The 26,247-nt window shown below is 58.2% G+C and carries 21 protein-coding genes and 1 pseudogene; 11 read left to right on the plus strand and 11 right to left on the minus strand.

What is annotated here, in order from left to right:
- The first annotated feature begins 47 nt into the window (after window positions 1–47).
- The gene (locus ELE36_RS04715) at window positions 48–1,436 is read left to right on the plus strand and encodes a sugar porter family MFS transporter (protein ID WP_129831991.1); all 1,389 of its coding nucleotides are present in this window, start codon (window positions 48–50) and stop codon (window positions 1,434–1,436) included.
- A 16-nt stretch (window positions 1,437–1,452) separates the two neighbouring features.
- On the opposite strand, the gene ELE36_RS04720 is transcribed toward ELE36_RS04715, so the two are convergent.
- Window positions 1,453–2,433, minus strand: a complete 981-nt coding sequence (locus ELE36_RS04720; RefSeq protein ID WP_129831992.1) for an NIPSNAP family protein — start codon at window positions 2,431–2,433, stop codon at window positions 1,453–1,455.
- Window positions 2,434–2,609: 176 nt separating this feature from the next.
- Between ELE36_RS04720 and ELE36_RS04725 the strand changes: the two genes are divergently transcribed.
- Together ELE36_RS04725 and ELE36_RS04730 are read left to right on the plus strand one after the other, a co-directional pair.
- Entirely contained in the window at window positions 2,610–3,218 is a 609-nt protein-coding gene (locus tag ELE36_RS04725) for a TetR/AcrR family transcriptional regulator (protein ID WP_129831993.1), read from the plus strand.
- Window positions 3,219–3,440: 222 nt separating this feature from the next.
- Entirely contained in the window at window positions 3,441–4,313 is an 873-nt protein-coding gene (locus ELE36_RS04730; RefSeq protein ID WP_129831994.1) for an alpha/beta hydrolase, read from the plus strand.
- A 32-nt stretch (window positions 4,314–4,345) separates the two neighbouring features.
- Here the strand turns inward: ELE36_RS04730 and ELE36_RS04735 are convergent, their stop codons facing one another.
- Window positions 4,346–5,428, minus strand: a complete 1,083-nt coding sequence (locus ELE36_RS04735; RefSeq protein WP_129831995.1) for an alkane 1-monooxygenase — start codon at window positions 5,426–5,428, stop codon at window positions 4,346–4,348.
- 115 nt (window positions 5,429–5,543) lie between these two features.
- Entirely contained in the window at window positions 5,544–6,557 is a 1,014-nt protein-coding gene (locus ELE36_RS04740) for an alpha/beta fold hydrolase (RefSeq protein WP_129831996.1), read from the minus strand.
- 144 nt (window positions 6,558–6,701) lie between these two features.
- Between ELE36_RS04740 and ELE36_RS04745 the strand changes: the two genes are divergently transcribed.
- Genes ELE36_RS04745 through ELE36_RS04765 form a run of 5 tightly spaced genes read left to right on the plus strand, consistent with a single transcriptional unit; the run spans window position 6,702 to window position 10,625 of the window.
- The gene (locus ELE36_RS04745; RefSeq protein ID WP_242512367.1) at window positions 6,702–7,334 is read left to right on the plus strand and encodes a YjfI family protein; all 633 of its coding nucleotides are present in this window, start codon (window positions 6,702–6,704) and stop codon (window positions 7,332–7,334) included.
- A gap of 18 nt (window positions 7,335–7,352) precedes the next feature.
- Window positions 7,353–8,126 (plus strand): PspA/IM30 family protein, encoded by a 774-nt coding sequence (locus ELE36_RS04750; protein WP_129831997.1) that lies wholly within the window; start codon window positions 7,353–7,355, stop codon window positions 8,124–8,126.
- Window position 8,127: 1 nt separating this feature from the next.
- A complete protein-coding gene (locus ELE36_RS04755; RefSeq protein ID WP_165371477.1) occupies window positions 8,128–8,793 on the plus strand; it encodes a DUF2491 family protein in 666 nt (221 codons plus the stop codon).
- A gap of 22 nt (window positions 8,794–8,815) precedes the next feature.
- Window positions 8,816–9,463 carry a DUF1190 domain-containing protein gene (locus ELE36_RS04760; RefSeq protein WP_129831999.1) on the plus strand — a complete coding sequence of 216 codons (648 nt, stop codon included), beginning with the start codon at window positions 8,816–8,818 and terminating at the stop codon, window positions 9,461–9,463.
- A 1-nt stretch (window position 9,464) separates the two neighbouring features.
- Window positions 9,465–10,625: a glutathionylspermidine synthase family protein gene (locus ELE36_RS04765; RefSeq protein WP_129832000.1), complete on the plus strand. Its 1,161-nt coding sequence runs from the start codon at window positions 9,465–9,467 to the stop codon at window positions 10,623–10,625.
- Between the two features lie 43 nt (window positions 10,626–10,668).
- On the opposite strand, the gene ELE36_RS04770 is transcribed toward ELE36_RS04765, so the two are convergent.
- The 3 genes from ELE36_RS04770 to ELE36_RS04780 all read right to left on the minus strand — a co-directional run bounded on the left by ELE36_RS04770 (window position 10,669) and on the right by ELE36_RS04780 (window position 14,750).
- Window positions 10,669–12,195, minus strand: coding sequence for a hypothetical protein (locus tag ELE36_RS04770; protein WP_129832001.1), 1,527 nt, complete (start codon window positions 12,193–12,195; stop codon window positions 10,669–10,671).
- Window positions 12,196–12,343: 148 nt separating this feature from the next.
- Complete coding sequence (locus tag ELE36_RS04775) at window positions 12,344–13,855, minus strand: M14 family metallopeptidase (protein ID WP_129832002.1); 1,512 nt, start codon at window positions 13,853–13,855, stop codon at window positions 12,344–12,346.
- Between the two features lie 220 nt (window positions 13,856–14,075).
- A complete protein-coding gene (locus ELE36_RS04780) occupies window positions 14,076–14,750 on the minus strand; it encodes a DsbA family oxidoreductase (protein WP_129832003.1) in 675 nt (224 codons plus the stop codon).
- A gap of 132 nt (window positions 14,751–14,882) precedes the next feature.
- On the opposite strand from ELE36_RS04780, the gene ELE36_RS04785 reads away from it, so the two are divergent.
- Window positions 14,883–15,104 carry a hypothetical protein gene (locus ELE36_RS04785; RefSeq protein ID WP_129832004.1) on the plus strand — a complete coding sequence of 74 codons (222 nt, stop codon included), beginning with the start codon at window positions 14,883–14,885 and terminating at the stop codon, window positions 15,102–15,104.
- Window positions 15,105–15,179: 75 nt separating this feature from the next.
- Here the strand turns inward: ELE36_RS04785 and ELE36_RS04790 are convergent, their stop codons facing one another.
- On the minus strand, window positions 15,180–17,396 hold the full coding sequence (locus tag ELE36_RS04790) for a beta strand repeat-containing protein (RefSeq protein WP_129832005.1): 2,217 nt from the start codon (window positions 17,394–17,396) through the stop codon (window positions 15,180–15,182).
- 427 nt (window positions 17,397–17,823) lie between these two features.
- On the opposite strand from ELE36_RS04790, the gene ELE36_RS04795 reads away from it, so the two are divergent.
- Together ELE36_RS04795 and ELE36_RS04800 are read left to right on the plus strand one after the other, a co-directional pair.
- Complete coding sequence (locus ELE36_RS04795) at window positions 17,824–18,411, plus strand: ZrgA family zinc uptake protein (RefSeq protein WP_129832006.1); 588 nt, start codon at window positions 17,824–17,826, stop codon at window positions 18,409–18,411.
- 185 nt (window positions 18,412–18,596) lie between these two features.
- The gene (locus ELE36_RS04800) at window positions 18,597–19,115 is read left to right on the plus strand and encodes an SET domain-containing protein (RefSeq protein WP_129832007.1); all 519 of its coding nucleotides are present in this window, start codon (window positions 18,597–18,599) and stop codon (window positions 19,113–19,115) included.
- 36 nt (window positions 19,116–19,151) lie between these two features.
- On the opposite strand, the gene ELE36_RS04805 is transcribed toward ELE36_RS04800, so the two are convergent.
- From ELE36_RS04805 to glk, 4 genes and pseudogenes are all read right to left on the minus strand, one after another.
- Window positions 19,152–19,526 (minus strand): YajD family HNH nuclease, encoded by a 375-nt coding sequence (locus tag ELE36_RS04805; protein WP_129832008.1) that lies wholly within the window; start codon window positions 19,524–19,526, stop codon window positions 19,152–19,154.
- A gap of 133 nt (window positions 19,527–19,659) precedes the next feature.
- On the minus strand, window positions 19,660–22,047 hold the full coding sequence (locus ELE36_RS04810) for a family 20 glycosylhydrolase (RefSeq protein WP_129832009.1): 2,388 nt from the start codon (window positions 22,045–22,047) through the stop codon (window positions 19,660–19,662).
- A gap of 128 nt (window positions 22,048–22,175) precedes the next feature.
- Window positions 22,176–24,904 (minus strand): annotated as a pseudogene (locus ELE36_RS04815) (TonB-dependent receptor).
- 138 nt (window positions 24,905–25,042) lie between these two features.
- Window positions 25,043–26,032 (minus strand): glucokinase, encoded by a 990-nt coding sequence (glk, locus tag ELE36_RS04820; RefSeq protein WP_129832010.1) that lies wholly within the window; start codon window positions 26,030–26,032, stop codon window positions 25,043–25,045.
- Window positions 26,033–26,247 lie beyond the last annotated feature (215 nt).

The following is a 26,247-nucleotide window of genomic DNA, read 5'->3' on the forward strand; positions in this document are numbered from 1 at the left end:
CGCGCTATTTTTCGCCAACAAACCCGATCGATTCCGGAGACAGTTTCATGAGCGCCATCGCTGCCGTTTTACCCGCCCAGCCGAAAGCCACCGCGGTGTTTACCTGCGTGCTCGCGGCGCTGGCCGGCCTCATGTTCGGGCTCGATATCGGCGTGATTTCCGGCGCCACGCAATTTATCCAGCAAGAGTTTCAGATCTCCGATCACATGATCGAATGGATCGTCAGCTCGATGATGTTCGGCGCCGCCGTCGGTGCTGCCGCAGCGGCATGGATGTCGGCCTCGCTCGGGCGCAAACGTTCGCTGCTTCTCGGTGCGATCCTGTTCGTCGCCGGCTCGCTGTTGTGCGGTGTGGCGTGGTCGCCGCAGAGTCTGATCGTGGCGCGTATCCTGCTCGGGCTGGCAATCGGCATTTCCGCATTTACCGCGCCGCTGTATCTCGCCGAAGTGGCTTCGGAAAAAACCCGCGGCGCGATGATTTCACTGTATCAACTCATGATCACGATCGGCATCCTCGTCGCGTTTTTATCCGACACGGCATTCAGTTATTCCGGTAACTGGCGCTGGATGCTCGGCATCATCGCGGTGCCCGGCGTATTTTTCCTGTTCGGCCTGCTCGCGCTGCCCGACAGCCCGCGCTGGCTGATGATGCGCGAACGCAAGACCGAGGCGCTCGGCGTGTTGCTCAAGCTGCGTGGCGATCAACAAATCGTCGCGCGCGAGGCCGCCGATATCGAGGAGCAATTGCAGACGCCACAACGCGGTTGGCAGCTGTTTCTCGAAAACAAGAATTTTCGCCGTTCGGTCGGGCTCGGCGTGATGTTGCAACTGGTGCAACAGTTCACCGGCATGAACGTGGTGATGTATTACGCGCCGCGAATTTTCCAGAGCATGGGCTACGATACTGCCGCGCAAATGTGGTTCACCGCGGTCGTCGGCCTGACCAACGTGCTGGCGACGTTCATCGCCATTGGCTTGGTCGATCGCTGGGGTCGCAAGCCGATTTTGTACACCGGATTCACCGTCATGGCGATCGGCCTGGGTGTGGTCGGTACGATGATGCATCTGGGCATCAACAGCCACGCCGAGCAGACTCTGACGGTCGCGATGCTACTGTTTTTCATCGTCGGTTTTGCGATGTCGGCCGGCCCGTTGATCTGGACCTTGTGTTCCGAAGTGCAGCCGCTGAAAGGTCGCGACTTCGGCATCGGCGCGTCCACGGTCACCAACTGGATCGCCAACATGATCGTCGGCGCCACGTTCCTGTCGCTGCTCAACGGCATCGGTCACGCCGCGACGTTCTGGTTGTACGCCGCGCTCAATCTATTGTTCCTGATATTCACGTGGGCGTTGGTGCCGGAAACCAAAGGCGTCACACTCGAGCAAATCGAGCGCAAGCTCATGCACGGCGCGCGTTTGCGCGACATCGGGCGATGACTGAACGGTTACTCGATCACGCGTGAATCTGCGAGCGTGCGGTCGGCGTGAGACGCAAGACCTCAGGTGCGTTTTTCAGTCGTGGTAGCAGAGCTGGTTTGATCTTGTCGTGCCACGACGCCGACTTCTCCAATGCGGCGACGTAGCGTTCATACGCCGCTTCGTCGGCGAACAGCGCGAAACAGGCAAATACATTCTCGCCCTCGCGCACAGGCAGCGCGGGGAACGTATTGACGCTGCGTTCGCTGACGAACGCACCGAGCAAGTTCGCACCGTTGTGCATGAATTCCGGCTTGAGTGCGCGCTCGAAAAAATCGAGGAAATCGTCGCTCACCGGCGCATCGAAATAGTACAGATTGGCAACGACAAATCCCTTCGGAATGTCGATGGAATCCGCGGCAGATCGCAGACTGGTCGCGGCAGCGAAACCGGAATCGGCGCGCGCCGGACGCAGCAGCAAAACGTTGTCATTGTCGATAATCGTGGCATTCGCCGCGCTTCGGTTGGCCTTCCACAGATCGCCGTAATAAAAACTTTTCAGCGCCTCGGCGCGCGCCGGCATATCCGCAAAGCCGCGCAACCAGACAAAACGATCCGGATTATCCTGATCGCGAAATTGCCCGATCACGCGGATGCCGACGGCTTCCTGCGGCTCGATGAATTTGCGATTGAACAGGTCGATCAAAACGTCGCGCTGCCCCGCATGCAAGGTGTATTGCCGCAGTTCGACGATCGCGCAACATATCGTGGCGACGTTGGCGGGTGCGTCTCTCCCCGCAGCCAGCGTTTGTGTTGCAGGTAACGCTACAGAGCCGCCGATGGCGGCGAGCAGCAGCCACAACGAACGATTGCCAAACCTGTGTTGCAGGCATTGATCCAGTAACCAGCGCGGTCGAAAATGTGGAGACTCGACACGCGATATCGCGACGCTCTGCGCGCAGGCATCCGTTGATACATGTGTCGAAATTCCCTGATCCGATGTTGTTTGCGTTTTCATGCGCATGCTCCTTGGCAAAGTGTTCGCTTGTCGTGATGGATTTGTGTCGTCGCAGCTTCGGATTGCCGTGCCGGCGAGATACATTGCATCCAGAGTCGCTATGCAATAATACAGACCGGTTGACCGGTTTTGTCAAGAGGCGCGATACTGCGCGCACTTCCGGATCAAGTGCAGTCATGAAAAAAGCCCTCGCCGCGCCGCCTAAACGCACCAATGATCCGCAAGGAATGCGGCGACGTCTGCTCGATGTGGCGGCAGAAGCGTTTCAGTCCGGCGGATATCAATCGACCGGTATGGGCGACATTCTGCAGGCGGCTGGCGTCACCGGCGGCGCGATGTATCACCATTTTCCGAGCAAGAAGGCGCTCGGCTTGGCGGTGATTCGCGAGCGCGTCGCGCTGGAAATCGAATGCACCTGGATTACGCCGATGGCATCGGCGCGTTCAACCGTGGCCGGTATCAAGTCGATATTCAAAGGCATCATCGCCGGGCTCGACGAGCGGGCTGCGGTGATCGGCTGTCCGCTCAGCAACTTGACACTCGAACTCGCGCTGGCTGACCCCGAATTCCGCATCGCATCGCAGGAAATATTCCGTAGTTGGCGTAACGCGATCGCACAGAAAATCCGCGCCGATCATGCCGCCGGATTGGCGAAACATCTGGATGCCGATGCGTTTGCGATCATGGCCGTCGCCACGTTTTCCGGCGCGATGGCGATGGCGAAAGCCGAGCAAAATACCGCGCCGCTCAAGGCCTGCCTGCAGCAATTGCTCAAGGCGATGTAGATCAGCAATTCGCTGTCCGCATCGGTCGATGCGGATGCTGTGCGTTCAAATTGTGCCGCATCATTTCGAAAGAGACAGTCCGTGGCAATCACGCAATCTCGACGATCTTTTCCGCATCCTGCCTGTCAGGAACGCGCCATTCGCCGAATTCGTAGCGACTGGATATTCGTGCATCGCGCTTGCGATCGCGGCTCCGCTTATTTCGTCTGGAAACGATTTTTCATGAGATTCCAATTGCGCCGTTTCTTCCTGATCGGTTTGTTGCCCATGCTGTGCAGTTGTCAGTCGATTTTTTTCGGGGCGATGAATGCCGGACGCGCATCCACCTCCGCGATCACGCGCACGTACGCGCCTGATCGCGATTTGAAGCTGGATATTTATCGGCCCGCATCGTCTTCCGCCAGCACGCCGGTCGCGTTATTTTTTTACGGTGGCAGTTGGCGTTACGGCAGTCGCAGCGAATATGCGTTTGTTGGCAAGGCGCTCGCCGCGACGGGAATCCTGACCATGGTCGTGGATTATCGCACCGCACCGCAGCCCGCATTTCCGGGCTTCGAGGCCGATGCGGCCGACGCTGTGCGCTGGGCGCGCGATCACGCCAGCGAATTTGGCGGCGATGTGCAGCGGTTGTTCCTGGTCGGTCATTCGGCCGGCGCCCACATCGTCGCATTGCTCGCTACCGATGCGCATTATCTCGCGGCAGATGGACTGAAACCGCGTGATCTGGCGGGTGTGGTTGGCATCGCCGGCCCGTATGACTTTCTGCCGTTGACCGATCCAAAAATCATCGAGGTATTCGGTGCGGAATCGGAGTGGCCAGTTTCGCAGCCAGTGAATTTTGTCGACGGCGATGAGCCGCCGTTTCTATTACTGCATGGTCAAGGCGACCGCATCGTCTGGCCGCGCAACAGCGAGGCGCTCGAGAAAAAACTGCGCGCGGCGGGCATCGCGGTGAACTATCTGCGTTATCCGAGTCTGGGGCATTTCCGCATATTGGCGGGTTTTCGTTATCCGCGACTCGCACCGACGTTGCGTGATACCGCGGCGTTTATCAATTCGACGCCGGGTGTTGCTGCGAGCAAGTCGCGCCAATGAAAAAAACGCGTAACCGCGTGAGTGGCGAGGCGTTACAACGCGGCAGAAAGCCCGCGCGCGCGACGCGAATGCAGCACGCGCGAATCCATCACATGGCGCCATAACGGCGGCAACAAGGCGAGCACGAACATCGTTGCGTAGCCCGCCGGAAGTTGTGGGCTGTCATCGTGATGCACCAGCACCTGATAACGCCGCCGCGCGATCGCATGATGATCGGAGTGGCGCTGCAGGTTGAACAACAGCCAGTTACTCAGGCGCTGCGATGAATTCCACGAGTGCAGATGTGTGACACGTTCATAACGATCCGGCGCAATTTGCGTGCGGAGCAAACCGTAGTGTTCGATGTAATTGATGATCTCCAGGCTGGTCGCGGCGAGCAGACCCTGGATGATGAAAAATCCGGCGCCGAGCAGGCCGAGCCATAGCGAAAATACGCCGAGCAGGAGCCATAACACGGTCCACATCAGCATTTCGTTGCGCAGTGACCAAGGCGATTTGCCGCCTTGGCGCAGCCGCTGCGCTTCCAGCCGCCACGCATTGCGCACGTTGTGCAGCAGCGCGCGCGGCACGAATGCGTACACCGATTCGCCGAGCCGCGCTGACGATGAATCCTGCGGCGTCGCGACGTGCACATGATGGCCGCGCACATGCTCGATCTTGAAACCGTGATAGCCGACGCTGCTTAGCAAGATGCCGCCAACAGCGCGCTCGAATGCGCCGGATTTGTGGATGAGTTCGTGCGCCGGATTGATCGCCAGAATGCCACCGAGCACACCGGTCGAAAAAATCCAGCCGACCATGCCAATCGCGCCCAGCGGCAGTTGCTGCAACATGTACGCGCTGTAGCCCAGCACGAGCAACCATGCCGGCAAGGTGAGTAGCGTGAGCACGCGAAAATACGGCAGATGATCGATGCGCTCGGCGTCGTGCGCATCCAGATTGGAAACATCCGCGCCGCACAACACATCGAGCAGCGGCAGCACGACGAAGATCACGATCAACGGCAGCCATGCACCGAGATTCGCCGACAAGCCGGCCGCAATCGAGGCAACCGCAAGCACCGGCAACAAGGCCAGCATAAAAGGCAGGATAAAACCGAGGTCACGCCAACGCATCGGCGGAATCTAGCACAGCAACATCGTTTCGCCAGCGTGCGACGCAACACGACGATTTTCCCCGATTCGATCGGTTCCGCACGAGTCGATCAGATGCAATATTTATTCACGTGATCTAGCCCGCCTTGATCATTTTCTTGACCGCCTCGACCACGGCATCGGGCTGATCGTTGGGAATTTCGTGCGAGCTGTGCGTGATCCGGACGCGTTCGCCGCGCGTCGATGTCGCGACAATATCGTGATGCGTTTTCTCGCGCGCCGCTTCGAGCGCCTTGCGCATCGGCGCCGGTGCGTCGGCATAGGTTTCATCGGCGCTGAGCACCATCAACGGCAGTGCGCCGTGATGTTCGTCCGCCGCGACGGGTTTGTCGAGCAAGGCCGGGTTGGTCGCGAAGATCGATGCCAGTGTTTGCCAGAACACCGGCCGCAGATGATTGGCGTGGATCGCGGCATTCAGTTTTTTGCTGAACGCGGGATCAGAGTCGCGCAGGCACGATTTCAGAGCTTCCGGTGGATGTTTCAGCTCGCCTTTTTCCGCCGCTTTTTCGCAAGCTGAAACAAACGCGAGCCGCGCCGGCAGCGATTCGGCCTCATCCTTCGCATAGTCGGCAGAAAATTCGGCGACGTTCTGTTCCGGTGGATCAAGCAGCGCCAAGCCCGACAGTTCCGTTGGATAACGGTCGGCAAAACGTCGCGCGATATTGGTGCCGAGCGAATGACCGACCAGGATGATCGGTCTCTTGATATGCGCCGCATCGAGCAGGGCGTGCAAGTCAGTTGCCGCCGCATCGACATCGCGTGGCATGACGCCGCCGTCGCTGAAACCGAGGCCAGCGCGATCATAGGAGCACGCACGCGTGAAAGTCGCCAGCTTCGGCTGCACCTTGAACCATGCCATCGAGTCGGCGGTCGCACCGCTTTCCAGCATCACGGTTGTCGTGCCCTGGCCGCTGCAACGCAAGTTCAGACGATGGCCCGTGCCGATGTCGATCATTTTTGATGCCGTTGCGTAAATGTCCAAAGCCACGCCCGGTTGCTCGGCGCCGGCGGCATGTGCGGTTACGCAAACAGCCAGCAGCGCGCAAAATGATCCGAATGGGTTGCGTTTTTGCGTATGTATTGCCGGCATGATCGGAATCTCTGGGAAAGGTACGAGGGACTGGGGTTGAGTCGGTGAAAATATCACGCACGACGGTGGCGCGTGTTACGAAAACCGCTCATATTCAGGCGGCATATTGACGTTTAAAAAATTACGTGTAAGCATTACATGTAAATGAAAAAGCCCGTTGCCGAAAAATCATCGACGTCGAAGACCGCCTCGTGGCAGCGCGCGTATCGGGCGCGCATGCGCGAGCAGGGGCTCGTGCCGATCCAAGTCTACATTCGCGCCGAACACACCGAACTGTTGAAAACTACCGAGCGTATCCTGCGCGAAACCGCGCTCCCTTCTTCGTTCCGTCCACTAGAGGCCATGTCCGCCATGTCACATCCTTGGAACACCGAATCTTTGAACGATGCGTTGATAGCGCATATCGCCGAAACGGGCGAGGCATTGCAGGTGCACCTGTTGCGCGGTGCCGAACCGGTGATCGAAGTCATCTGTCCCGAGCAGGGCGGACTGGCCTTGCACATGACGTCATCCGGCGTGCGGATTTTTGTTTCGACCGTGCTCTGCCACGCCGACAGCGTGACCGATCGCAATGCCTTCAACGATGCCTGCCTGCGCTTGAATCCGATCAATCCGCTGTCGAATATCGGTTTGCAATCCACGCCGAGCGGCGATCTGTACACGGTGTTCGGCGAGCTTTCCGCGCGCTCGCCGCTGATCAGCATCGTCGAAGAAATCCATGTGCTCGCGCACAATGCGCTGCAAGCCACCGACGCATTGCGTTCCTACATTCACTGATAAACCGAGGATCACATCATGGGAATTTTGAGCAAGATATTCAGCCTGCTGCGCGGCACCGCCACCGAGGCCGGCCAGGCAATTGTCGATCGTAATGCGACGACCATTCTCGATCAGGAAATTCGCGACGCGCAGACCGCCAGCGGCCAATCGAAACAGGCGTTGACCAAACTCATGGCGGATCAAAAAATCGCCACCGACAAGCTCAACGAGAAAAACGCCAAGCGCAACGAGTACGAAGGTTATGTGGCGAAATTGATCGCGCAGGGCAATCAGGATCTGGCGCGCGAAACGGCAGGCAAAGTGGCGACGCTCGAAGGCGAAATCGCGGCCGATCAAAGTGCGCTCACCAACTTGAAAAACACCGTGGACAAATTGCACGCCACGATTCGCACCGCCGATACGCGCATTGAATCGTTGCAGCAGCAGATCAATCAGGTGAAGTCGACCGAGAGTGTGCTGAAAGCGCAGGCATCGATTGCGTCGAGCTACAGCGGCCAGAACACCAAGCTGCGCACGGCGCTGGATTCACTGGATCGAATCAAGCAGCGCCAGCTCGAACAATCGGCGCAGATCGATGCGGCGAATGCACTCGAGCACGAGAGCGGCGAAAGCGATCTGAGCGCCAAGCTCGCTGCCGCCGGCATGTTGCCCGGTGCGACTAGCGCGGATGCAGTGATGGCGCGGGTGCAGGCGACACTTTCACCAATTCCGCTGGCGGCGGTGACGCAGCAAAAAGACCCGGCCGCGGCGCTGAATGCGCCTGCGACCGGCGTGCGGTCGGACAGCTGAAATGTCCTGGCGCGATACCTTGTTCGGTGGTAATTCCGCGGCGCCGAGCGCGCCGCGTTTCCCGCTCGGAGCGCGGCTTGGCGGTGCGGTGACGATCGACGAAACGCCGTTCAAAATTCTTGGGGCGCAGTTTGGTTTTGCGTGTCCGTCGAATCCGCAAATGATCGAGGCAATCGGAGAAATCGATCTCGACGAACACGGCGCGGCTGGATCGAAACTTACGCGGCTGTATCTGACCGACGATGCGTTCATCCAGATTTCGACGACCAATGGTCAAGTGATGGACGTGAAGTTGTTCGTCTATGACGACACGATAAATCCGACCAATCAGGCGGACTTCCAGGCGTGGGTGCAGGGCGGATCACGACTCGGTCAGCCATACTATGAACTCGATGAACGGCGTTACGAGCGGCGCTGGGGCGATTCGGTCACCGGCGAATCGTTGTGGGCGCCGCCGATCGTTTTCGAGGAGCGCGTATACAAGACCAATCCCTCGAAATCCGATTACGGCCTGACCTTGTATTCGATGTTGTACGAACGCGATATCGAGGGCTCGGAGCGTACCGAAGTTTTGGTGGTGGCGGCTGAAGATTCCGGCCCGAACGATTTTTGTATCAGCCAGGCGCTCGGCACCACTTTGCGTCTGGACGATCTCGAAATCACCTGAGTGTTGGCTTGAGGACAAATGCATGAAGCGTTCACGTCAGCTCGCCCTGATCCTGATGGGACAGGTCCCGTTTCTGCTGGTCGGTTGCGAAGAACAAGTCGCCGATACCCAGCAGTTGAAGGAAGGGTTTTATACCTCGGTGGATGCGTGCATCGCCGATGGCAATCCGACCGACAATTGCCACAAGGCTTACGATTCGGCACAACAGAATCATGCCAAGACCGATGTAAAGTTTTCCGACCGCGATAGCTGTTACGCGCAATTCGGTGATCGTTGCAACGAGCGGCATGAAGGCGGCGGTTCGATCTGGGTACCGCTGATGGAAGGTTTCATGCTGTCGCAGATCCTGCGGCCGAATTATCCACCGACGTATGCGTACGCGTCGCCGGTGTATCGGCAGCGCGACGGGCAATACGCGCGTTCGTTTCGCGATGATGAAGATCGCCGATCGTCGAGCAGCGGATTCTCTAGCGGCGGTGGTGTCGGCAGTTCGACATCCCGATCCACTTCCGCGACAACGCCGGTAACCAGTTCACCGAATCGCGCGATTACGGTATCGCGTTCGGGCTTCGGTTCGTCGGCGGCGGCGCGTGGCGCGTGGGGTGGTTCGCACGCGAGTTTGCACTCCTCGGGTGGATCGAGTAGCAGCGCTGGCAGTAGCGGAAGCTGACATGCGCCGCGTGCTCATTGTCGAACGTGCCGATTGGCGGACCAGCGCTGAAACTCTCGGCTTCCAGTTCCACACCATCGACGGCGATGCGTATTGGGACGAAACCGCGTATTACGCGTTCACGCTGACGCAGATCGAAAACGACATCGAAGCGCCGAGCGAAGAAATCCACGAGATGGCGATGACGTTGGTCGGCGAGATCGTGCAGAGCGAAGCACTGATGACGCGATTGGCGATTCCGGCGCGCTACTGGGATTGGATTCGCAACTCGTGGCGCGATGCTTCGCCGCACCTGTATGGTCGGCTCGACCTCGCTTATGACGGCAAAGGCCCGGCGAAATTATATGAGCTGAACTACGACACGCCGACCTCGCTGTACGAGGCCGCGTTTTTCCAGTGGCACTGGCTGGAACAGCAGCGCGATCGCGGAGTATTGCCGGTCGGTGCCGATCAGTACAACCGCATCCAGGAAGCATTGATCGAAACCTTCGGTACGATCGCGCCGCGCTTGCCGCGACCGCTGTATTTTTCGGCGGTGGCAGAATCGCGCGAGGATCAGGCGACGATCACTTATCTGCAGGATTGCGCGGAGCAGGCCGGACTCGCGACCAAACGCATCGACATCGAGCGCATCGGGCTGAGCTCCACGGGACGTTTTACCGATGAAGACGATCAGGTGATCGCGGCCTTGTTCAAGCTGTATCCGCTCGAATTCATGTTCGAGGAAAAGTACGGTCCGAGCCTGCCCGATGCAGGCATCGTGCTGATCGAACCGCCGTGGAAATCGCTGCTCAGCAACAAGGGCGTGCTGCCGTTATTGTGGGAACGCCACACCGGCCATCCGAATCTGCTGCCGGCTTTTTTCCACGATCCGATAAGTGAAACATTGGCGCCCGGCTGGGTGCAAAAACCGTTCTTCTCGCGCGAAGGCGCGAACATCGCGATACGCCTGCCGGATGGTTCGAGCCAAAGCACCGACGGCCCGTACGACGACTCTCAAAGCATTCGCCAGCAATTCCATGCGCTGCCGGATTTCGGCCATGGTCGTGCGCTGGTTGGTAGTTGGATCGTGGCCGATCAGGCGGTCGGTATCGGCATTCGCGAAGACGATTCGTTGATCACGCAGGATACGTCGCGGTTCGTGCCGCACGCGATTGTTTAATCAACAGTGAGCAATGAAACGGTGGATTCGCGCGAACGCATTATCAGTTCGACAGGGCCGCCCGCATTTGGCTTGCGACCTTGGCGTCACCGAGAAGATTAGCTGCCTGAGCGGCACCCACGAGCGCCCTGCGTCTACCGGGTGCAGCAACCAATGCCGCCCGATATTCTTTTAGAGCTTCTTGTGGCCGTTTCAACGATAGGAGTAGATCTGCAAGCTGCTCTCGCGCCGGGATGATTGGTCCTGGCGTCACTGGCCGCTTCTCAACCTTGTCTTCTACATCTGCTGCTGCGCGCATTAGTCGAATCGCTTCGTTAGCATCGGCATTCGCTGCGGCTTGCCAGGCGCGCGCCTCCTTGCCCATTACATCGAGCTGGGTTGCCCAGTACGTATCTCCCTCGGCGAGCAGCTGTTGTTGGCCAGTCTCAAGCCCCTTGATGTCGGCCTCGGCCACTCGCGGATGTCCCGCTCGCGCATTGGCAACAGCGCGCGCCCAAAATACGACGCCGGCAACCTGTGGTGAGGATTCTGGCAACGGTTGCAGGGCAATGGCAGCGTTCCAATTATCACGCTCCATGGCGAGTCGAGCAGGCATCGCGGTAGCGGCGTAACCGACTTTGAAATCGCTGCCGACTAATCCGTCCATTTTGGCCAGCGACGCAATCACCTGCTGCGCATCGGCTTGTCGCCCGCGTTGCAGATATGCGTATACCAGATAGTCCATTGCATGGAGTTCTTCGCCGAGATCACGTTGACTATGCGCTGCTGTCCGCGCCGCAATGTTCGAGGTTATGGAATCATCCCACAGCCCCAGTCGAGTGAAAGTGTGCGATGGCATATGCAGGGCGTGCGGTGCTGAAGGTGCGATCTTCGAGTAAGCGCGCGCGGCCGCCAAGCCGCGCGGCGCCAATTCCGCGCTGTCATAGGCGTGAATCAGATAATGGGCAACGCCGGGATGGTCTGGATAGTCGCGAAAAATCGGCTCCAGAATAGCCACCGCGCGCTTCTGGTTTGCATGGGATCGATCATCAAGAGGCGCCGTTGCAATCAACGATAGCGCATAGAAAACCTGCACTTCGGTGTCAGTCGGATTGCTCTGCGCGACCGTGTTCATCGCTTCTTCATAGGCCTTCGCGCGAACACGATGCGACCTATGTTCGAAATCATCATAGTAAGCAGCCGCCGCTTCAATCAATTGGCGTTCTCGACCGGGGCGGACGTTCAGCCGAAGCGCTCGATCGATCTCTGACTTGCCCTTGCTTAACTCGACTGGGCTAGGCGGGCTCCACAATTGGTGGAAATACGACATGGCAACGCCCCAGTGCGCGATAGCGCATCTGGGATCGGCAATAGCGACATCCTGAAACGCCTTTTCGGCGGCGACATACGCGAACGAATGCAGCAGCGCGACCGCGCGCTCGAAATCATGTTCAACACGTGGCGCACAGGACGTTGCGAATGTGACATGCCCCAGCTTTTCCGGAGGCGGGTGCGAATGCGTCTCTTGGCTCAAGGCAGACGTTGCGCAGATGAGCGCACCGATTACGAACAATCCGACAAGTGGCTTCATGCTTCAATCCTCGGTGCAAGAACAAAAATTTATACCGATAAACGCAACAGACCAAATGACATCTGCGGCCCAGCGATGACTACTTTCGGGTGTGTCGCCGGTATTGCCTCAGACCGACGATAGTCTTGCCCAATAGCTCGACGAGAAATCAGACTAGCGACAGCACGCGCCACGCCGGGAATTCATCGCCGGGCGCTGGCGCATCAATCAAATCACACGCCAGCAGTCCATCGTCGCTGCCGGCTTCGCACAGATACACCGCAATCGCGCCGTATTGTTGTGCGGTGTAGACGATGCACCAGTCCTGCGGCAGTTCGCGGCGTTCGGCGTGATATTCGGCATCGATATACGCAGAAGCATTCGCTTCGAGAATTTCTCGACCTGCCGATGAAACCAGGCCGCGCACGGTGGCGATTTCGACATCGAGTTCGATGGAGTTTTTCGGTCGCTCGACATGCAGACTGTGACGCTCAAGATGCGCGGCGATATTGGCAGGGATCGCATACGCCAGCGGTCGTTGCACCACATGCTCGCCGACAAAATTACCGAAGTAGGGCACAGCCACGCTGATCGGTGCGCCTTCCAAAGTGTAAGGCTCGCGCGTCAGCACTTCGACCTCGCGATCGGCAAATGCTTCGAGTCGATAACGTACCGCGATATGCTCGGGTGGCTCGATGCATGCTGCCAACGACGTGACGATTTCTGCACCGTGCTTGGCGACATAAGCGAGCGATTCACGCAGGAATGCATACGTCGTGCGAACGCGCTCAGCGAACGTCAGATACGAGTATGTTTCCAGCAACAGATCGAGGCGATTGGTCAGGCCGCGATAATTTCCACCGAAGCGCGGGTGGTGCGTATAGGTGATCCAGCCGGTGCCTTGGCCGCCCTCGTCGCGCAGAAAATTGCCGTACCAATGCGAGTCGAGGCCATCGTTTTTTTTGACTGCCGCCTGCACCGCCGGCAGCAAGCGCGAGCGCATGTAGTCGATCGGTTCGCGGCGTCCGCTTTGCACCGTATGCGGAATGTCGAAGGTCATCGCAAACCGATGAATCGAGCCGTTGGTCGCGTGGCAGTCGATCACCATGTGCGCGTTCCAGACATGGCAGATGCGCGTTTGCAGCAGGCGCATTTCGGCGCCTTCCTGGCGCATGTAGTCGCGATTCAGATTGATGCCAGCAGCGTTGACGCGCGTGCCGACGCCGCCGACCGGACCGATCTGGCCGTGCAGCTTCGAGATATCGAGACGACGATTTTCGACGCTGATGCGATCGTTGCCGTCGGCGTTGAACAACGGCACGATGATCAGCGTGAGCTTATCGAGCAGATCGCCATGCTGGCCCGCCAGAATATCGCGCACCAGCATCAAGCCGGCTTCCTTGCCCTCGACTTCGCCCGCGTGGATGCCGCAGATAACAAGCACGATCGGCAGGCCGGATGCGTGCGCGGCTTGCGGAGTAAAATGGCCATGGCCCGACAACACCAGCAGCGGCAATTCACGGCCTTCCGGTGTGTTGCCGAATTCGCTGATCGATAAACGCGCATCGCCAAGCTTGCGCAATTCCGCGATGAAATCGAGCACATCGGCATGCAATGATGTTTCGCTGTAATCGGAACGTTCTGCGCGCGTCAGTGGATGGATTTTGGAGGGTGCGGACATCGGCTTGATCTCGATGGATGACTGCAGGAATTCTAAACGAGTGGCGCGTTTGATGGGCGCCTGACCGGTCGTTGTGAACCGGCAACCGACATCCTCAGCAGTGACGCTTGCGTAGAAGTTTGGCGCAGCAGTGTGCCGCGCAAACGCAATAAATTTTCGGGAACAGGGTTAGCATCGTCGATCAAGACGGGTCTGAAATTACTCGCACGGTCTGCCGCGATCAGCCCGTGGTAGCTGCGAGTTCGGGCAATCCGGCGATCTGACGCAGCGCACGCTCGAACGTCTCGACCGGTTGTCCGCCGGAAATCAAGTGCTTGTCATTGATGATCACGGCAGGTACCGAATGAATGCCATGTTCGGTGTAGAAACGTTCCTGCGCACGCACGATATCGGCGTATTCGTCGCCCGCAAGAATCTGTTCGGCGCGAGTTGCATCCAGACCGACTTCGGTCGCGGCTTGGATCAATACTTCGTGTGCGCCCGGATTTTTTCCGTCAGTGAAATACGCATGGAACAAGGCTTCTTTCAGCGCGAGCTGGCGCCCGCCGCCTTGCTCGTCGGCCCAATGCAGCAGACGATGCGCATCGAACGTGTTGTAGACGCGACTGCGATTGGCCTGACTGAATTCAAACCCGAGCGCTGCACCACGCGCGCGCAAGGCTTCACGAGTTTGCGCGAGTTGTTGCGGCGTCGAGCCATATTTCTGGATCAGGTGCTCGTTGATGTCTTGGCCTTCGGCTGGCATCTGCGGGTTCAACTCAAACGGTTGAAAATGCAGATCGGCCTGCACTTTGTCGCCGAGATTATCCAGCGCCTGTTGCAGCGCTTTCAGTCCGATCACGCACCACGGGCACGAGACATCTGAAACAAAATCGATCTTGACGGGCACAGCCATGAGATTCTCCGAAATTCGCGCGTTGTGACGCAACTGACTATATTCACCTCAGATAAGGTCACGATGGTGTGTAATCAACCGGAGTAGATTCACGGCACAGGCAATGCCTATACCCCCTGCGAGATTTCCGTCATGAGCGATCTGCCGAATGCCATCACTATTGACGAGGCGCGCGACAAGATCACGCACCTGTGGGAATTATGGAATGTGCAGCATCCGGTGGTCGGTGGCGCATCACCACTGACATTCTATCGCTGGCTCGAACATGAGCATTCGCATGTATTGAGTTTCGATTTCGACGGCGACCGGTTTCAGCAGATTGTGGTCTGGATAAATACTACGCACGGCTCGTGACGCCATCGCGGTTGGGCGCAGCGGCGATTGATAGCTGAGGCACGCCAGCGTTTCCACATATCGGCAACGATCGGATCAGGCGCGTCGGTATCGAGCGGTAACTGCGATCAACCCCAGCGCCAGAAGAATCAGCATCGCCCAGGTCAGCGCAGGAATTTTGAGCGGGCCAAACGAATTGGTCACGTTTGTTGAATAGACGACGGTGTTGTCGGTCGAGGTCGATGCCAAACTCGGGTTGGACGACGCATCCATCGCTACTGCTGCCGGGATGCTGACCACGATGATTCCCGACGTGGTCATGCCTGATACGGAGACTGTGTAGTTGGCGCTGCTGCCAGTCACGTTGGCGACCAGCGTACCGCCGGCGGTGCTTCCGGTGAAAGAAATGCCAGCACCACTGAAGCCGATCACAGGCTCGCTGAACAATACGGTGAATAAAATCGGCGCGGCATTGGCTGGGTCGCTCTGTCCAAGAGACTGATTTACTGTCACGGTGGGCGGCACGCTGTCTGTGCTTACGGCTGCACACGCCGAAAATTCCGACGTGTTATTGGCGGGATCTGTTGCCGTCGTGGTAATTACGTGACCCATCGGTACGAATTCCGGCAAGGAAGCGTTGATGGCTGCGTTACCTGAGCCATCCGTGGTTACATTGCTGAAACCCAGAAACGTCTGGCCTTGTCCGTTACCGGAGGCATCACAGCTTGCGCTGGAAAAAAACTCCACACGAAAACTGGTATTGGTGGCGCTGTTCAAACTGCCCGCGATCGAGGTCGAACCGGCCGCGCTGGTTGCCGTCGTCAGTAGCGGAAAGTTCTGCAGATTGTTGGCACCAGTATCCGCATCGCCCGCATCGTCGGGAGTAACGCCGTTCGTACCGAGATCTATTCCGAGTGAGGCATTGCCGAATATCGAGTTGCCGAGGATGGCGTTGTTGATCGCCTGCGAACCGCAGAAATTATCCGTGATTACACTGACGCCGCTCGCGCCATTGAATGCAATCACATTGCCGGCACCGGCCGACGTGCCGCCTATCATCGCATCATGGTGATCGCTGGCGATGTGCACGCCGGTAGCTCCGTTCGGCAGCGATGCGAGACCCAGGCTGTCGGTGCCAATGAAATTTCCCTGCACGATGGACGATCCACCAAAACATCCGCCGAGTGCTACGCCATCGACCTTGTTGCCGGAAATCACGTTGCCCGCGCCAGCATTGCTGCCGCCAAGAATGTTGCCAGTTGCCGTGCCGGTTATCGTCACGCCGTTGAATTTGTTGCCCAGCGCGTTATTTCCTGCCGCATTCAAACCGACCAGATTACCCTCAATAATATTTTTGTCGGCGGCTTGCACCGAGATGCCGTCACCATTCGCGGAAATCACATTGCCGGCGCCGGCGTTGAGTCCGCCGACGGTATTGGTATTGGCGGCATTGAAAATAATCACACCGAAACCGAACGCGGTCGAATTGCCCAGCGCCACGGTTCCTGTTGCGTCGACGCCGATGTAGTTGCCCGCGATCAGGTTGCCGCTGGCACCGGCATTGTCGATTTCCACACCGCCGAAAACATTGCCTTGGCCGTTGGCGGAAATGATGTTGCGCGCCGCCGTTGTTGTGCCGCCGATGATATTGTTCGGCACCGCGATAATCTTGATTCCGGATCCGCCGTTGCCGGCGGCACTGCTGCCATCAGCGCTGATGCCGATAAAATTTCCGCTGATCAGATGTGATCCGCCGCCACTGCTGATTTCGATGCCGGAGCCGGAAAAATTGCCGATCGCCAAACCTCTTACGGCTGAGCCGGAATGATTGGAAAGCACCAGTCCGATCGCACCCGCACCCGCTGCGGTGCCATCGAGGAAAATTTGAATAACGGCGTTGTCTCCGATCCCCAACGTATTCGCGCTTGATGATCCTTGCGTATAACCGTTGATCGTCAGCGACTTGGTAATCAATGGCAGCGCGGAGGTCAGGGCAATGCTGTGGACGCCGCTGCCGGGGATGTTGAAATTGATGCTGTCGGCGCTGCCATAAGCGCCCACCGCAAGCACATCGGCATTGACGTTGGCCGCGGCGTTGATTGAGCTGATGGCCTCGCGCAACGTGACTGCACCGTCTGCAGAAACCGTGTCAGCCGCGCTGGTCACGGTGATCGTTGCCGCATGCGATAACGCCGGCATTGCGGCAATCGCAAACAATAATGTGGTGAGACGCGAGAGGATTTTTCCGGGCGTGATCGCAGCCGCTCGATCGGCTGCTGCGAGCGACAACAAACTGCCTCGGGAAATTTTCACTCGCCCTCTCCGTGATCAATGAATTTTGCTGCCGAATCATTTTGCAGCGGCTGACATAACCCGGTTGCGAGTAAGAATGCAGTCCCCGGATGTGTACAAGCGGTCAAAACCCCACTGACCAGTATCTCATCATGTGCCGTTTTGACCAAATGCAGACTTGTTCTGACGCAATTTCAGTCAGCAAATACAATACCTTATCGGACGCGGTGAGCGATTTATGGAGAGATTTGTAACTACAGCCCGTGCGGGAAAATGCCGCGGTTGTTGGCTCGAGCTCAGCAGAAGCTTGTGCGTGATGACTGCTGTCGCACGAGAGCGAAGGCAGCAGCAGGCTTGTTTGTCATTCCGCGTTACAATGTAACATTGTTGGATTGGGACGATCCGAGCGCGGCGTCCACCATCTGGAGATTCTGAAAGACAATCAATCATGTTCGAACGATTTGAAAATCGGCATATCCGCCTGCTCGTGACGATGTTGCTATTCGCGTCGAGCGCGCCCGTGCTGGCGCAAATCGAACGGCAACACGGCGCGCATGTGCATGGCACCAGCACCGTCGATATCGCGCTCGACGGCAAGACATTAACGATCCATCTCGATGCGCCGGGCATGAATCTGCTCGGCTTCGAGCATGCGCCACGCGATGCGGTCGAGCGCGCGAAAGTCAGCTCGGTACTGGCGGATCTGAATGCACCGTCGGTATGGCTGCAGCCTGCGGCTGGGGCTGCCTGTCGGCTCATGCATGTCGACGTCGAAAGCAAAGGCTTGGGTGGTGTCGCCGCGGCCACATCGAATTCGCCTTTGAACCGCGAACCGGTCAGCGCGGAAACGCATGCCGATTTCGACGCTGATTACACATTCGAGTGCGCGCAGCCGGATCGACTCGATAACATCGATATTCAACTGATCGCGCGTTATGCCGCCACCACAATTGTCACCGTGAACATCGCCTCACGCGCCGGCCAGAGCACCGTCGATCTGAGCGGTAGCAACACTCGGGCAAGCTTCCCGCAATAACGACGACAAAGCCTGCTCTCGTTCAAGCAAGGTTTGCGCTGCGGGTGATAAGGGGGAGAGTCGATCGAAGAATACGCGGCGCGCAAATCGTCCCATGCGTTGGCATATGCCACGACTCTGATTAAGATGCTGGACGCGGCATTTTTCGATGCCGCATCGTCCCTCTGCAGATCCCACGGAATTCCATGTCGCCTCGATTCGTAACGCGTTCTTCATCCATCCACGGCAAAGGCGTTTTTGCCGCCGTCGATATTCCCGCCGAGGAAATCCTGATCGAGTACAGCGGCAAGCGCATCACCTCGCAGCAGGCCGAGCGGTTGCACGGCAACAATAGCGAAACCGGCCACACGTTTCTGTTTTCGGTCAACGAAAAATTTCTCATCGACGGCAACACTGGCGGTAATTCGTCGCGCTGGTTCAACCACAGTTGCGCGCCGAATTGTCAGGCGCAGGTGCACGTCAACATCAATGGCGATGAGCGCAAGGACAAGGTGCTGATCGAAAGCCTGCGTCCGATTCGAGCTGGCGAAGAACTGACCTACGACTACGGTCTCGATTTGCCACCGCCGCATTCGAAACGCCTGAAAAAAATCTGGGAGTGTCGTTGCGGCGCCAAAAATTGCACCGGCACGTTGCTCAAGCCGCGCAAGCCTGCCGCCAAGAAAGGAGCTGCGAAGACCAGCGTGAGAAAAACCAAGGCGTAACCGATATCGCCCTCGGCGCGCGATCTGGAATTGCGATCAGTCCTTGCGCTTCAGCAGATTTTTTAGATCGGCGAACGGGTTCGATGTTGCCGCTGCAGTCGTTGGCGCTTGGGCGCTGTCGCCGGTGAAGTCGATGTAGCGCGAGTGCTCGTTATCGTGGCAATACACGCACAGCAATTCCCAGTTGCTGCCATCGACCGGATTGAAATCGTGATCGTGATTGCGATGATGCACGGTCAGTTCCTGCAGGTTGGCCCGCGTGAATTCGCGCGCGCAACGGCCGCAAATCCACGGATACATTTTCAGGGCCTGCTCGCGATAACCGAGATCGCGTTGCTCGGCATTGCGGCGGGCATCAGCGACGATGCGGTCGAGCTTGCTGTTGTCGATATGCGGTTTGCTGGTAGTCATGGCGAAACTTCGATGGCGGGGACGCCACGATAACGCGCCGCACGTCCCAGCAAAAGATCTGCCGACAAATCAGGCATTCTGCGCCAGCGTTTATGCGCTGGCGCAGAACACGTTGATGACCGCGAACACGAGATTATTTTGGCGATACGGGTGTTGCGCTGGGCAGCAATTGCACCGCATCGATCGCCCACAACGGATCGTGATTGCGCGTCGTGAAAAACAGGCACAAATCATGCGTGCCGCTGCGTGCGGGCAGGTTTGCGGTCAGCGTGCTCAGGCCGGATTGTGCCAGCGCCGGTGTCAGTGGCAATACGGCGAGAATTTCGCCCGCGCACGTATCCAGGCGAACCTGCAATTCCTCGCGTTTCGATGCGGCAGCATGGCTGACGATCTTGTCGCTGTCATGCCACAGTTGGAAGTTGTACGGAATCTGGCCGATGATGATTTGTATCTGCGTGATGCCGTTCAACGGCGCTTGAGCGTAGATCCAGCACGCATCGAGAATATCGACATTGAACACCGCACGCTCGCCAGGCAGGGGCGCATCGTCTTCGAGTCGCAGCGGCAGTTTTTTGTTGCACGAGGCGAGCTCGTCGCTGTTCCGTTGCAGCAGCGACAGGCGCTCGATCACTCGCGTGCGAGTTTCCGCCAGCGGCTGATCGTCAGCGAAGGTATTCGCGCGCAAGGTTTGTGGCAGCGTGATCTGCAGCGGCTTTTCATAGCGCACTGATTGCGCGGTCGGCTCGCCGCCATCCAGCGTGTAGCGGATCGCACCGATGCCGAGTTGATTCGAAAGCACGACATCGGCTCGATCGCTCTGCGCATTCGTTGCAGCAGCAATATTTACCGCAAATGCGCTGTCGGCGTAGTCAATGCCGAGGCGACGATAACGCGCAAGCTGCGGAATCAGTCGCGTGACAAAACTGTTCCAGTTGCGATTTTCATGCGACGACCAGGTCAGTTCGGCCAGCGCCGCCAGTCGCGGAAACGTTGCGTGCTGCACGCGTTGCGGCGTGCGCATGTGTTCGGTCCACAGATTGATTTGTGCGCCGAGGATATGCTGCGCTTGGGTTGTATTGAGTTCAGTCGGCACCGGCTCGAATTTGTAGACGTCGGCAAGCGTGATGAGGCTCGGTCGGCCCGGCGGCTCGTCGTGCGCGCTGCTTTGCAGATGATCCAGATACAAGTCCGGACTCGGTGCCATCACCACGTCGTGGCCTTGGTTGGCGGCCTCGATGCCGCCCTTCATGCCTTGCCACGACATCACCGTGGCTTCGGCCGGCAAGCCGCCTTCGAGAATTTCATCCCAACCGATCAGCTTGCGGCCGTGCGCGCCGAGAAATTTTTCGATGCGCTGGATGAAATAACTTTGCAGCGCTGCTTCATTCGCCACGCCGAGCGTGTGCATGCGCTGCTGAACTTGCGCCGATGCCTGCCACTGGTCTTTCGCTGCTTCATCGCCGCCGACATGGATGTAACGACCGGGAAACAGCGCCATCACTTCGCTGAGTACATCTTCGAGAAAAGCAAACGTATCTTCGTTGACGTTGTAGAGATATGTGTGCACGCCCCAGTCCGATGAAACCGTCGGATTGTCGCCGCGCGAGCCGAACTGCGGATACGCCGCGATCGCCGCTTGAGCGTGTCCCGGCATTTCGATTTCCGGCACGATGGTGATGAAGCGTTCGGCAGCATAGGACACGATTTCGCGCACGTCGTTCTGCGTATAGAAGCCACCTTCGCGGCGCGGTTTTTTGGTGTTCGGATCGATATCTGCGGTCGCCGCCGAACCCGCCGGTACACGCCATGCGCCGATATCGGTCAGGCGCGGATATTTCTTGATCTCGATACGCCAGCCCTGGTCGTCGGTGAGGTGCCAGTGGAAAACATTGAGCTTGTGCACGGCCATGGCGGCGAGTATCTGCTTGATCGCATCGGGTGGCATGAAGTGGCGCGAAACATCGAGCATGAGGCCGCGCCAGACAAAGCGCGGCGCATCGTCGATACGCAGGGCCGGCACGCGTATTGGCAAGGTATTGCCGGTATCCAGCGTGAGCAGTTGCCACAAGGTCGTGCTGCCGTTGAACAGGCCGTGCGCGGTGCGTGCGGCGAGACGAATATGATCACCGGCGACGACCAATTCATACCCTTCATCGCTGGAAACTACAACGTGCGGATCAAGCACAAAACTGATCGCCTGCGACTTTGGAATCGTGCCAGTAAGCGGCAGCAGATCGAGTTTCAAACCGCGCGTGCGCGACATCAGGTCAACAAAATATCGTGCGACGCCAAGCGCCTGTGCATTTTGCGATTCCACGATCAACGCGGCACCTTGGCGCAGTTCAAAATAGCCGGGCGATCGCGCCAGCGAGAGTGGTTGTGGAATCAGTGATAACGGATCTGCGGGTTGTGCATATGTCGTGGCTGAAGTGCTGGTCTGGATAGACTGACAACCGCCGATCGCACCGAACACGAATGCGGTGACGCCGAAAAAAATCACGCTGTGAAAATAGGTTTTCATGAAATCACCCGAGTGCTGACGGTCAGCTTACAACACGCAAAAAATCGCCCAAAAAAAAGCGGGCCAGGACAAGTCCGGACCCGCAAATCGCTGGAGGGCGAAACAACTAACTGGTTAAGCGAGACACATCAGAACTGGAAGTGCAGGGTGGCCATGTAACGGCGGCCAGTCTTGTACTGCGCAGCGATGAGTGCCTTGGTGCCGAGGTATTCAGAGTACTTTTCATCGAGCAGGTTCAACGCGCCGAGATCGAGCGAGAGCTGATCGGTGAAGCGCCAGCCGAGCGATGCATCGAGTTCGGTGTAGTCGGCCACCGATGCTGGCGGCGCACCGGCGACATAACCACCGGCGAGGTAGTTGCTGCGCCAGCCGTAAGTCACACGCGCACTGAACGGACCCTTCTCGAAGTACGGGCTGAGGTTGACCGCATTCTTCGAGTTGTAAGGCAGCGCCTGACCGGATTTGGTCGTGCCGTTGGCGTAGGTGTAGTTGGCGCCGAGGCCGAATCCGCTATCGCCGAACGGCTGTTGATAGCTAACGGTGAAACCCTTGACCGTGGCACGACCGCCGTTCTGCGGACGCGTGATGCTGTAGTCACACTGACCATCCGCGGTGCAGTTGTAGAGCTTGCCGACGTAGGTGGAATTGAACGTGTCGGGGCTGGTTGACTGCATCGAGTTGTACTGGCGTTCGATGGCCGGATCGGTGGTGATGTAGTTGAGAATATCCTTGTAGAAGATCGATCCTGCCAACACCGATTGTTCAGCGAAATACCATTCCACCGATGCATCGAAGTTGACCGAGCGGTACGGGTCAAGATTCGGATTGCCGCCGGTGCCGGTGGCAGTCGTATCGTTGAGGAAGGTGTAGTGCGCTTCCTGGTTGTACGGCGCCCACGCAATCACTTCGGCCACGGCACCACGCACCACCACGCTATCGCTGGCGTCGTAGGCAATGTTGAACGACGGCAGCGTGTTGTTGTGCGAATTGTCGGTGGTCTGATACCAGCCGGCCGGCGCCGGCAGCACTGGCGTGCCGCTGAAGTTGTAGCCCGAACTCGTGATGTCGGTATGCACAAAACGCAGACCGAAATTGCCGTGCAGACGATCGGTGCCGAAGTTCAATTGCGCGTAGGCCGCTTCCGATTCCTGATCGACCGCAAACGTGTTGTTCAAGGTCGAACCCGGATCCGGATGTGCTCTATCCAGTGGGCTGCCGAGCACCCAGTTGAACACGTTGTTGCTGGTGGTCTGGACGTGGTGTTGCTGATCGCTCGACCAGCCCGGGAAACCGCCGAGAATATCGGTCAGGCCGACCGCGCCGATCGTGCTGAGCGGGCCGATGCGCACGCCACCGAACAGGATCTCGGTACGGTTTTCGGTGTGATCGGCATAACGCAGGCCGACTTGCAGTTCGTTGAAGAAACCGTCGAAGTTCTTGCTGAAATCAATCTGCGCGTATTTGTCTTTCGACTCCGCCGGAATCGTGGCGTAGTTGCCGCCCCAACCGTTGCCGGGTGTGTCGCCATCGTGCCAGTTGGCTGGGTTTGCCGCAGCTGCCGGGCTGTCAAACTTGATGCCCTTGTGCAGATCCCACGTGTAGCCGCCGTTGTAGTACGGCTCGATGAAGGCCTGCGAATTGTCTTCGTCGCTGGACTTGCTGATGCCGACCTGACCGGTCAAACCCCAGCCGCTGCCTTTGTAGATACCCTTCAGGTCGATGCCCTTGCTGTTGACCGTGGAATGGCGTGCCTGATTGTCCAGATAGGTGTTGACCACGCCGGCGCAACCCGGATTGTCGTTACCGCAGGAATGACCGGAATTGATGATGCCGTTGCTGGAGCTGCCGAGACTGGTAATCAGATTCGGCTGCTGGGTGGTGAAGCCGTACATCGACTGGTTGAAGTTGTCGAATTTTTCCTTGATGTACAGGCCGCTGACATCGAATTCGAGCTGGTCGTTCGGCTTGAACTGCAGGTTGATCGTGCCGCTGTTGCGTTCGCGATTCTGCTGAAAATACGCTGCGTTGATTTCCTGCGGAATCAAGTCACTGCCGTGCAGCGAACCGTTGGCAAGACCGGCGGCCACGAACGGGCTCGCGGTAAGGCTGGAAACCGGGCTGTAGCCGAAAACCTCCTCGCCCTGACGATCCACTTTTTCTTCGTAATGCTGTGCCGAAACCGCAACGCCGAAGGTGTTGTCGCTGTTTTTCCAGCTGTACAACAACGATGCATTGGGTTTGTTGCTCTCGCTCTGATCGTTGTAGTTTTCACCGATCGAACCACTGAAGGTGTTGGCCTTAAGATCCAGCGGCTGGCGCGTATGCATCATCACCGTACCGCCGAGGCTACCTTCGGTAGGCGCGCTTCCGGGCTCTTGTACACTTCCAGCTTGCCGAGAATTTCCGGCGCCAGCAGCGTGTAGTCGAAACCGCGGCTCGGCTGTTCGCCGTACAACCACGCCGACTGCGCCACTGGATGACCGTCGAGGAAACTCAGGTTCAAGCTCGGATCGGTGCCGTTGATGCTGATGCGCTCGCCCTGACCGAAACGGCGATCGACGGTGACGCCGGGAATCGACGCCATGGCCTCGGCCACGTTGGTGCTTGGGAACTTGCCGATATCCTCGGCGGTGATGGCGTCGACGACAGCGTCGGCGGCGCGCTTGGTTTCCAGCGATTTCTTCAAGCTGTCGCGGATGCCGTGCACCTCGACCACATCGAGAGATTCGGCGCTCTGTTGCGTGCTGCTATCTGCTGCGGCTGTGGTTGCGGCGGCCTCATCGGCGTACACCCATCCGGTGAAACAACTAAGGCTTGCGACAATGCTTGCTGACAGTATGGTTTTACGGTAGCTCATGAGGCTCCCCTTCATGGCAGTTTTGGGATCGGCGATGGATGCTTGTGGGCACCCCACGGCCGGGTTCTTTTATTCTCTGACGCGGTACTGCTTCAACACCTGACTCACACTTCATTACAACCTTGTTGCACGGTTTGCTCAGCGCATCCCGCGACTATCCAGATACCAACTCGCTGCGCCGATCACGCCAAGCTGGCCGTGCTCGATCAACCACACCGGAACTCGTTCGAGCAGCTCGCGCATCGCACCCTTGTTGTGGAAGCGCTCGGCGAACGTGCTCTTGATCAGAAAATCGCGAATCTGCGGCAGGATTCCGCCGGCCAGATAGACGCCGCCCTGCGCGCCGTACAGCAGCACCAGATCGCCGACGATGCTGCCCATCAGGCCGCAGAAAACCTGCAGTGCTTCGAGCGCCGTGGTATCACTGGCATCGAGCGCGGCCTGGGTAATTTGCGCCGGCGCATTGAATCGCGGCGTCACGCTGCGCATCGTGCAAAGCGCGCTGTAGATATTCACGAGGCCGGGACCGGACACCACCGTCTCGATCGAGACGTGCGCCATCTGCCGACGCAGCAGCGAGAGAATTTCGATTTCGATTTCCGAACCCGGCGCGAACGCGGCCTGGCCCGCTTCGGTGGAAAGAATCGTGGTCTTGTCCTTGCCCGGAATCTGCACGGCGGCACCGAGCCCGGTGCCCGGGCCGACTACCAGCGTGGGCGCCGCGATCGGCTCGCCCTTGGCCGCGGCCAGCACGATCATGTCGCTGGCATTGACGAATTGCGTGGCATGCGCGACTGCAGTGAAATCGTTGACCAGCGCGATGTTTTTCAAACCGAGTTGGCTGCGAATATCCGCCAGCGAAACTTTCCACGGCAGATTGGCGTTGATCACCGTGTCGTCGAGCAGATAACCGGCGCAGGCGATCGCACCGAATTCCACCGGCGTATCGCAATGCGTATCGATGAAGTCGCGCAGGATCGCGCTGAGGCTTGGATAGTCGGCGCAAACATACTTGTGATATTGCGCGACCGCGATCGGCGTTGCGCCATGCGCATCCGCCAGCACCAAGCCGATGCGCGCATGCGTGCCGCCCACATCGGCCGCGATGAACGGCGCAATCGCTGCCATTCGTGGTTCCGCATTTAACTGGTTGAGCCGTTGCACCACGCCTTCTTCCTCCCATTGGATTTATGGCGGGTTGGCGGATTTATCTCCGCTGAATGGAGCCGAGTCTGCTACTACATGACAACGTTGTCAATAGGATGACAAACGAAATTTTCACGATGATTGATCGCCATGCGGAAAGCGCTGGTATCGATTTCAAATGAAGTTTTGTCAAAAAA

Source organism: Pseudolysobacter antarcticus (genome assembly GCF_004168365.1).
GTDB lineage: Bacteria > Pseudomonadota > Gammaproteobacteria > Xanthomonadales > Rhodanobacteraceae > Pseudolysobacter > Pseudolysobacter antarcticus.

Bases quoted from the DNA above. Each gene is read 5' to 3' on its own strand.
- ELE36_RS04715 (WP_129831991.1), top strand. From the start codon at position 48: ATGAGCGCCATCGCTGCCGTTTTACCCGCCCAGCCGAAAGCCACCGCG.
- ELE36_RS04720 (WP_129831992.1), bottom strand. From the start codon at position 2,433: ATGAAAACGCAAACAACATCGGATCAGGGAATTTCGACACATGTATCA.
- ELE36_RS04725 (WP_129831993.1), top strand. From the start codon at position 2,610: ATGAAAAAAGCCCTCGCCGCGCCGCCTAAACGCACCAATGATCCGCAA.
- ELE36_RS04730 (WP_129831994.1), top strand. From the start codon at position 3,441: ATGAGATTCCAATTGCGCCGTTTCTTCCTGATCGGTTTGTTGCCCATG.
- ELE36_RS04735 (WP_129831995.1), bottom strand. From the start codon at position 5,428: ATGCGTTGGCGTGACCTCGGTTTTATCCTGCCTTTTATGCTGGCCTTG.
- ELE36_RS04740 (WP_129831996.1), bottom strand. From the start codon at position 6,557: ATGCCGGCAATACATACGCAAAAACGCAACCCATTCGGATCATTTTGC.
- ELE36_RS04745 (WP_242512367.1), top strand. From the start codon at position 6,702: ATGAAAAAGCCCGTTGCCGAAAAATCATCGACGTCGAAGACCGCCTCG.
- ELE36_RS04750 (WP_129831997.1), top strand. From the start codon at position 7,353: ATGGGAATTTTGAGCAAGATATTCAGCCTGCTGCGCGGCACCGCCACC.
- ELE36_RS04755 (WP_165371477.1), top strand. From the start codon at position 8,128: ATGTCCTGGCGCGATACCTTGTTCGGTGGTAATTCCGCGGCGCCGAGC.
- ELE36_RS04760 (WP_129831999.1), top strand. From the start codon at position 8,816: ATGAAGCGTTCACGTCAGCTCGCCCTGATCCTGATGGGACAGGTCCCG.
- ELE36_RS04765 (WP_129832000.1), top strand. From the start codon at position 9,465: ATGCGCCGCGTGCTCATTGTCGAACGTGCCGATTGGCGGACCAGCGCT.
- ELE36_RS04770 (WP_129832001.1), bottom strand. From the start codon at position 12,195: ATGAAGCCACTTGTCGGATTGTTCGTAATCGGTGCGCTCATCTGCGCA.
- ELE36_RS04775 (WP_129832002.1), bottom strand. From the start codon at position 13,855: ATGTCCGCACCCTCCAAAATCCATCCACTGACGCGCGCAGAACGTTCC.
- ELE36_RS04780 (WP_129832003.1), bottom strand. From the start codon at position 14,750: ATGGCTGTGCCCGTCAAGATCGATTTTGTTTCAGATGTCTCGTGCCCG.
- ELE36_RS04785 (WP_129832004.1), top strand. From the start codon at position 14,883: ATGAGCGATCTGCCGAATGCCATCACTATTGACGAGGCGCGCGACAAG.
- ELE36_RS04795 (WP_129832006.1), top strand. From the start codon at position 17,824: ATGTTCGAACGATTTGAAAATCGGCATATCCGCCTGCTCGTGACGATG.
- ELE36_RS04800 (WP_129832007.1), top strand. From the start codon at position 18,597: ATGTCGCCTCGATTCGTAACGCGTTCTTCATCCATCCACGGCAAAGGC.
- ELE36_RS04805 (WP_129832008.1), bottom strand. From the start codon at position 19,526: ATGACTACCAGCAAACCGCATATCGACAACAGCAAGCTCGACCGCATC.
- ELE36_RS04810 (WP_129832009.1), bottom strand. From the start codon at position 22,047: ATGAAAACCTATTTTCACAGCGTGATTTTTTTCGGCGTCACCGCATTC.
- glk (WP_129832010.1), bottom strand. From the start codon at position 26,032: ATGGCAGCGATTGCGCCGTTCATCGCGGCCGATGTGGGCGGCACGCAT.